A 253-nucleotide genomic window follows, 5' to 3' on the forward strand; every position below is an offset into this window, starting at 1 on the left:
TCTCGGTTGATTTCTTTTCCTCGGGGTACTTAGATGTTTCAGTTCCCCCGGTTCGCTTCATTACGCTATGTATTCACGTAATGATAGTGTGACGGATCACACTGGGTTTCCCCATTCGGAAATCGCCGGTTATAACGGTTCATATCACCTTACCGACGCTTATCGCAGATTAGCACGTCCTTCATCGCCTCTGACTGCCAGGGCATCCACCGTGTACGCTTAGTCGCTTAACCTCACAACCCGAAGATGTTTC

General features: G+C 49.0%; 1 rRNA gene. It reads right to left on the minus strand.

Annotated elements, in window-relative coordinates:
- Positions 1–233 (minus strand): 23S ribosomal RNA (locus OGY09_RS01045); the annotation flags it as partial.
- Positions 234–253 lie beyond the last annotated feature (20 nt).

It is taken from the genome of Citrobacter sp. Cpo071 (assembly GCF_030332765.1).
Lineage (GTDB): Bacteria > Pseudomonadota > Gammaproteobacteria > Enterobacterales > Enterobacteriaceae > Citrobacter > Citrobacter portucalensis.